Annotated in this window: 8 protein-coding genes; all 8 read left to right on the top strand. The window is 57.8% G+C overall.

Annotated elements, in window-relative coordinates; translation table 11 throughout:
* Positions 1 to 319 (top strand): prepilin peptidase (locus ACLPGZ_RS19095; RefSeq protein ID WP_429641848.1); only part of this gene is annotated, 319 nt, incomplete at its 5' end.
* Positions 301 to 840 carry a TadE family protein gene (locus tag ACLPGZ_RS19090; RefSeq protein WP_080748068.1) on the top strand — a complete coding sequence of 180 codons (540 nt, stop codon included), beginning with the start codon at positions 301 to 303 and terminating at the stop codon, positions 838 to 840. The genes ACLPGZ_RS19095 and ACLPGZ_RS19090, both read left to right, overlap by 19 nt.
* Positions 837 to 1,325: a TadE/TadG family type IV pilus assembly protein gene (locus ACLPGZ_RS19085; protein WP_035272108.1), complete on the top strand. Its 489-nt coding sequence runs from the start codon at positions 837 to 839 to the stop codon at positions 1,323 to 1,325. Before ACLPGZ_RS19090 ends, ACLPGZ_RS19085 begins: the two co-directional genes overlap by 4 nt.
* On the top strand, positions 1,325 to 2,278 hold the full coding sequence (cpaB, locus tag ACLPGZ_RS19080) for a Flp pilus assembly protein CpaB (protein ID WP_115633944.1): 954 nt from the start codon (positions 1,325 to 1,327) through the stop codon (positions 2,276 to 2,278). Before ACLPGZ_RS19085 ends, cpaB begins: the two co-directional genes overlap by 1 nt.
* 84 nt (positions 2,279 to 2,362) lie before the next feature.
* Entirely contained in the window at positions 2,363 to 3,697 is a 1,335-nt protein-coding gene (locus ACLPGZ_RS19075) for a type II and III secretion system protein family protein (RefSeq protein WP_009459514.1), read from the top strand.
* Between the two features lie 17 nt (positions 3,698 to 3,714).
* Complete coding sequence (locus tag ACLPGZ_RS19070; RefSeq protein ID WP_230940642.1) at positions 3,715 to 4,992, top strand: AAA family ATPase; 1,278 nt, start codon at positions 3,715 to 3,717, stop codon at positions 4,990 to 4,992.
* A 27-nt stretch (positions 4,993 to 5,019) separates the two neighbouring features.
* The gene (locus ACLPGZ_RS19065; RefSeq protein ID WP_051316243.1) at positions 5,020 to 6,354 is read left to right on the top strand and encodes a CpaF family protein; all 1,335 of its coding nucleotides are present in this window, start codon (positions 5,020 to 5,022) and stop codon (positions 6,352 to 6,354) included.
* Positions 6,355 to 7,278 (top strand): type II secretion system F family protein, encoded by a 924-nt coding sequence (locus ACLPGZ_RS19060; protein WP_026483228.1) that lies wholly within the window; start codon positions 6,355 to 6,357, stop codon positions 7,276 to 7,278.
* Positions 7,279 to 7,284: the final 6 nt, after the last annotated feature.

Below are 7,284 nucleotides of genomic sequence, written 5' to 3'. Positions count from 1 at the left end.
CTGGGGGGACTCCCTGATCGGTTTTGCCGCCGCCTTGATCGTGTTTTATCCAATCTGGTTATTGCGTTTGATGGGTGCGGCCGATGTAAAGCTGATGGCCGTGCTGGGCCTGGCCCTGGGGTGGAAGGAAGCAGGCATGGTGGTGTTGTTTGGCACGGTACTGGCGGGTTTGCATGCCTTGGTATTGGTGCTGATTCCATCCTTGGAACGTAAGTACGGATTTGCTTTGCCGGGAACCCGCGTCAAGGCGCGTAGTGTGCCTTTAGGGGCCTGGTTATCCCTTGCAACAATGGGGTGGGTATGGATGCAAAATCAATAAAGCCCCCACGAGAGGGCCAATTAGCAAAACGGCGTGGCGTAGATAAAAAATACCAATACGGAGCCTACGCACTGGAATTTGCATTGGTTTTTCCATTGTTGTTTCTCTTCATGTATGGCTTGCTGACGTTCGGTCTGATCATGACCGCCCAGCAGTCTCTTAATTTTGCGGCCGAATCCGGTGCCCGCGCTGCTTTGCTGGAGCCAGGCGCAGGTCCGGGTGGCCCCATGCTCAGTCCGGATCGCCTGCAAGCACGAGTAAATCGGGCCAAGGAAGTGGCCGCCGATCAGGTTCAGTGGCTAAGCACTTGGGTAGGTAGTGAGCATGTGCGCATCACCACAGATTTGCTCAGTGATGAGCTGCGTGTGGGGATTGTGTACGACTACCTCCAAGCCCCTCTGATTCCTCGTTTTGCTCCCGATACCTTGTTTGCGCTGGTTGTGCCCGAACAGTTAAAGGGCAATGCGCAGATCAATCTGCTGGTTGCCGGTGAAGTGGGCACAGCGGGAGACACGCCATGACGCGTGCCGCCTGTTTCCTTTCTGCTGCACAACGTCAGCAAGGTGTTGCTGCCATCGAGTTTGCCTTGATGGTGGGGATTCTGTTGTTGATCTTCAGCGGCATCATCACCTTCAGTTCCTTGTTTCTGGCCAAGCAAAAAATGGACCATCTGGTCGGCGATCTTTCTCGCCAAGCGACGATGCAGGTCAAGAACGCCGATGAGATCGCGCCTTTTATAAATCAGGAACTGGCCAGGAACTATGGCAGGGGCCAAGCCAAGAGCGACGCGTTCTTGCATTGGTTTGGCGACCTGAGTGCGGATGTTCAATCCCAGGCTTGTGCCTCGGAGCCTCAGTATGACTGCGCCCAGCTTTCTCTGAAGCTGGAGCTTGAACCCGGAATTCTTTCTCAAACCCTGGATCTGTTCAGGCCTGAAGAGGGTCAGGCAGATCAATTGCGCAGCTTAAGCGCCAAGACACTACTCGTACTCAGGAGACCACATTAATGAGTGGCATTATGAAGGGGGCGGCAGTCCTTTTATTGCTGATCGCAGCCGTATTGGTTGCGTTTGCCTTGTACCTGGGCATGAAGCCCAAACCCGAGGTGGTCCAGCCTGTGCTCAGCACGCAAAGCGTAGAGCCAGCGGCCAACTTGCAGGCGGTGGTCGTGCTCAAACGGGATGTGAAAGCGGGGGAAACCTTGCAGGCTGATGCCCTGGAATTGGCGCAGTGGCCTGCGGCCCCCGCCCAGTCTTTCAACACGCTGGAAGCCTTGAGCGGGAAAACCCTGCGTTTTGACTTGGGCCAAGGGCAGCCGGTGTTAAGCAGCTTCATCGCCAAAAGTCTGGCCAGCTATCTGGAAGAGGGTGAGCGCGCCGTCACCATTCCCATTGATGTGATTACTGGCGCCAGCCACAGGGTAGAGCCGGGCGATCTGGTCGATATCTTCATTACCTTTAACAGCAACAACGAAGTCAATGACACCCAGGCCCGCCTGTTGATGTCGCGTGTGCGCGTGCTGGCCTATGGCGGCGCTTCGCTGTCCGGGCCAGATCCGGCAGAGGCCAATGCGACAAATCGTGCCGAGACTCAGGCGCGCCACGCCATGCTGGCCGTCCCCCTGGAGTCGGTGAACGAACTCCTGCTGGCCAGCCGTAGCGGCAGCCTGCAACTGGTCCTGCGTGCTCCCAAGGACGAGAGCTTGCCGGACGCCTCCTTGTTCCCTGAATTTGCGGGTCTGATTCCCGCGCGTGCTGGTCTGGATGCGGATCAGCGCGATGCCTTGAAACTGCCGGATAACCGCGCCATGGCCGGTTTGGGCTTGCGTGAATTTGCAATCAGCCAGACCGAAAAAGAACAGGTGCAGGCACGAGCCCTGGCCAGCGGAGAACCGCATGCTGCGCCGCCGCGCCGCACGGAAGTTATTCGCGGGGGCCGTTTAGAGGTCATTCAGTATTAAGCAATACAGAGCTTGTTGTGGGGACGGGTCAGCCTGCCTGTGAGGGCTGACGAGACGCGACGCAAGGCAGCATGGATTAAACACATGAGACAGAAAATCAAAAAAGCAGGTCTGGGTTTGGGGTGCTGGTATGCGCTCTGCTTGTCGGGTTTGGCACCGGTGCCGGTGATGGCGCAAACGGCCCAAACCAGCGCCAGTCAGAAGGTGATACGTCTGGTGGCCAACGATCAGGATATTTTGCGCTTGTCGCAAGTTCCGCAGCGTGTGGCGATCAGCGATGAAAGCGTGGCGGATGTGCAAATTCTGTCTGCATCGGCCGGGCAGCGCGGCGAGGTGCTCCTGATCGGCAAACGCGCGGGTACGGCTGATTTGCGTGTCTGGATGCCTGGTCGCACGAATCCGGATCGCTGGACGATTGAGGTGACCAGTCAAGTGCAACAGCAACTGGCACAGGCGGGTCGCCCCATGTCGGCGCAGGTGTCCAGCGCCGGGCAGCAGTCCTTGATTACGGGTAGCAGCCCCTCTTTGCTGGATCACCAGGATGCCATGGCCGCCGCACGCTCCGGCGCTGGTCCGGATGCGCCGGTGCTGGACCTGTCCGAGGTCAGCACCAGTGGCATGGTGCAGGTGGAAGTCAAAGTGGTGGAAGTTTCCCGCGAAGTCATGAAAGACATTGGCCTGAGTGCCAATGCCATTGGCGGCAAGCCCTGGTCGGGCGGGGTGAACTTGTTGCCCAAGGCTTTAACGGGTGGCTTGAGCCTGGGGTACAACTCGAGCAACTTCAGTGCGACCTTGAATCTGCTGGAGCAAAATGGCCTGGCCCGTGTGCTGGCTGAGCCGACTTTGGTGGCCATGTCAGGTCATAGCGCCAGCTTTTTGTCCGGTGGCGAAATTCCCATCCCCAGTTCGGGCGGTTTGGGAACAACGACGGTGGAGTACAAACCTTTCGGGATCGGTCTGACGGTAACGCCAACGGTGCTGTCTCCCGAACGTATTGCCCTGAAGGTTGCCCCTGAAGCCAGTGATCTGGATTACTCGAATGTGGTGCAAATGCCCGGTGGCGGTGTGATGCCTTCTTTGCGTACCCGTCGAGCCGATACAACTATTGAGCTGGGTGATGGCCAAAGCTACATCATCAGCGGGCTGGTGTCGCGCCAAACCGCCGCTGCCGTCAAAAAGATTCCCTTCCTGGGGGATTTGCCGATTCTGGGTAGTTTTTTCCGCAACGTGCAGTACAGCCAGAAAGAGCTGGAACTGGTCATTGTCGTCACTCCCCGTCTGATCAAACCTATCCAGAAAGGCGCCACGATTGCCTTGCCGGGTGGTCGTCAGGAAAAACTGGATGACGCACCCAATGCCTGGGGCTACTTCTTGCTGGGCCGCCATGGTTACGAGCAGATGCCAGGGTTTTCGCGCTAAGCGCGTGGAGTGGTGACGTGCAACGATATCGGGAATACCTCTTGTGTACAGAGCACCCCGAGCTGGCTGTGATGATCAACACGGCAGCTGCCGGGCTCCTGACGGTAAGGGCGATTGAGCCCACGACCGAGAGTTTGCGCCGGGAGCTGGCCAAGCAAGCGGAACCTTTGGTGTTTTTTGACTTTGTTCATGGACAGCATGGGGAAGAGAACGGACAGGTAGTAAGTTTGGTACGCAGTCTGGCGCGGCTCGATGCCAGTGTGCAGCGTGTGGCGGTAGGGCGGGCATCCGTGCCCCAAGGCCCCGTCAATGCCTTGCGGGCGGGTGCCAACGAGTTCCTGAACCTGGACACGAACGAAGATCTGCATCATCAGTTGCAGGTATTGATTGAAAAGCTGGGTCAGACCCAGCACAGCCCTTTGCTGGACAAGCCTTTTCGCAGTGTGCTGTTGATGGGCGCGCGTATTGGTGTCGGTTGCAGTACCGCTGCCAGCAGTCTGGCCTGGCTCTTGCAACAAGAGATGAACCGCATGGGCAAGGAAGTACGAGGTTTGACGTCGGCCAAGCCCTTGCCGGTTGAACTGGTGCCGCTGTCCGAGCGAGTCGGTTTGCTGGATCTGGGAGCACCTACCGGGGACTGTGCCTTGTACATGGGCCTGGGTTCGGAATTTGACTTCATTCAGGCGGCATCACAGCGTCATCGAATGGACGACACCATGTTGCATTCGGCACTGGCACAACACAGCAGCGGCTTGAACCTGCTGTCTTTGCCCGCCGATGTGAATACCTTGAATCAAATCAGTCTGGAAGATTCGCTGGGTTTGTGCAGTTATTTGCGTGAACGCATGGGCTGCCTGGTGATTGATGCTGGCGGTTTTCCCAATCCGCGTTTTCTGGTGGAACTGGAATCGCTGGTGGACGAGGTGCTGGTGGTCACAGACCAAAGCATGGGGGCGCTGGTGTCTCTGGCCGAGTTCATGGCCTTGCGTGCGCAGTTCGATGCGCTGGCCAATGTGCGTCTGGTGGTGAATCAGTTTGATCCAGCTTACGGTTTTTCTGGGCAGGCCATTGCCGAGCGCTTTGATCTGGAGTTGGCCGCCGTGCTGCCGGATCGGCGTCTTGGGCATATGCGCAGCGCCGGTCTGGGCAAGATTCTGGTGCAAGTAGATGAGAAGGACCCCTATACCCGTGCCTTGCAAAGTTTGGCATCGGGTTTGACGGGGCGCAGGCAGGGGCTGTCACAAAACAAGGTCAGTACGGTTTTGGGACGGTTGAAATTCAGGTTCGGGGGCTGAACAGGCCCAAGCATGGAAAAGTAAGGCATGAACAATACTTCATTGCTCGGTGGGCGTCCCGACCTGATTCAGGTCCGGGAACAGGCCCATGAACATTTGCTGGCTCGCATCGAAGAGTTGGGAGCCGAGTTTGGTCGCTGGACACGGCAGGCCATACAGGATTTTGTTGGCATCGAATTGGCCAGCTTTGTTCGGTTGAAACGGGTGCCCGTCAACGAACAGGAAGTGCGCGAGATCGTGCAGGCGCTGACCCGCGAACTGGCGGGCCTGGGGCCTTTGGAAGACCTGCTGGAGGACCCGGCGGTTGAAGATATTCTGATCAACGGTTACGACAAGCTGTTTGTGTCGCGCGGTGGCGTGTTGGGCCAGGAGCCCAGTGGGTTTACGGATGATCAGCACGTGCTGCGTATCGTGCGCCGTATTCTGGCTCCGTTGGGACGCAGACTGGACGAGTCGGTTCCGATGGTGGATGCCCGCTTGCCCGATGGTGGCCGCCTGAATGTGGTCATTCATCCCCTGGCGGTGGATGGCCCCATGGTCTCTATCCGTAAGTTCCGCAAGGACCCGCTAAAGCCTGAAGACTTGATGCGTTTGGGCGCGTTTGACGAGCCGGTGGACCGGCTGCTGCAAGCCGCAGTGAAATCGCGTTGCAATATTCTGATTTCTGGCGGGACCAGCTCCGGCAAGACGTCCTTGCTCAATGCCCTGGCTTTTTACATTCCCAAAACCGAGCGTGTCGTAACGGTGGAAGATACCGCCGAACTGGCCTTGAATCACCCGCATGTGGTGCGCCTGGAAGCACGTCAGGCCGGGTATGACGGCAGCGGCGAAATCTCGATTCGCGAACTCCTGCGCAACAGCTTGCGTATGCGTCCGGACCGGGTGGTCGTGGGGGAAGTGCGGGGTGCCGAGGTTATCGACATGCTGCAAGCCATGAATACTGGTCACGAAGGCTCCATGGCCACGATCCACGCCAACTCGCCGCGCGAATGTGTGTATCGCGTAGAAATGCTGGCCGGGTTTGCGGGCTTTCAGGGCAGCGAGGACAGCTTGCGCAGACAGATCGCCAGCGCGCTGGACTTCATTATTCAGATTGGCCGCCTGCCCAATGGCAAGCGCCGGGTGCTGTCCATTACAGAAATTACCGGCATGGGTGATGGCGTGATTGCCATGCAAGAGCTGTATCGCCACGAATCCTATGTGCTGGATGATGGCACCGAGCAGGATCGCTGGGTCAGCCTGGGCATTCATCCTCATACCCGCAAGCTGATGCAGTACCGCGATCAACTGGCTAATGAGCAGGTTCAGGCTCAGGACAACACGCCTAAAGAGGGTGGTGGTTTCTGGGATTGGAGACGCTAAATGATGGCTTTGTATATCGCTTTGGCCGCTGTGATTCTGATGCTGGGCGCGGTACTGCTCTGGGCCAAAGGTGCCCAGCGTCAGCAGGCCCAGCGTTCGGCACAGGTGCTGGAGCAACAGCTGGCTTTGCGCCCGGCGGTACAGAGTAGCGTACGAGCCCAGCCCAGTGCGCAGGATGCCTGGTTGGGAGCTCCGAAGGGCTGGCGGGAGTTTATGCTGCGCACCGGCATTCAGCCCTCGCGCCGTTTTTATCTGATTCTTTTGCTGGGCACGCTGGTGCCGCCTGCCTTGTTGCTGGCCTTTGTCGGGCCGGTTGCAGGTGGGGCCATGCTGCTTGCCACCGTATTGGGCGCCTATACCTTTCTGTGGTTTCGCAGCGATAAGCGACACCGCAAAATCGTCTCTCAAATTCCGGACTTTCTGGATCTGATGGTGCGCTTGATCACTATTGGCAACAGCATGGGAGCGGCCTTTTTGAATGCGGCTGACAACACACCGCAACCCCTGGGCCAGGTATTGCAGGATGCAAATTCCCTGCACCGTTCCGGGCAGGATCTGGACGTAGCCTTGCGTGCTGTTTCGCGTCAGCACGGCTTGCACGAGCTCTTTCTGGTTGCCGCTGTAATCAGTGTGGCAATGCGTTTTGGCGGTCGCAGTGATCAGACCATGGAACGTATGGCCGGCTTCATGCGAGACCGGGAAAACGCCCGCAGTGAGTTGGTGGCCTTGTCTGCCGAGGTGCGCCTGTCCGCCTGGATTCTGGCGTTATTGCCGATCCTGATCGGTGTCTACATTCTGATTTTCAATAACGAGCTGTTCCTGACCATGTGGAACGACCCCGTGGGGTTTCGCATGCTGCTGTTCGCAGCAGTCTTGCAGTGTGTGGGCTGTTATTGGCTGTATTGGATGGCACGCAATGTCTAGGAGCAA

This window comes from Alcaligenes sp. Me129 (assembly GCF_050487245.1).
Taxonomy (GTDB): domain Bacteria; phylum Pseudomonadota; class Gammaproteobacteria; order Burkholderiales; family Burkholderiaceae_B; genus Alcaligenes; species Alcaligenes phenolicus.
The sequence above is the reverse complement of the archived record's forward strand: the minus strand, read 5'-3'. Positions and strand labels throughout refer to the sequence as shown.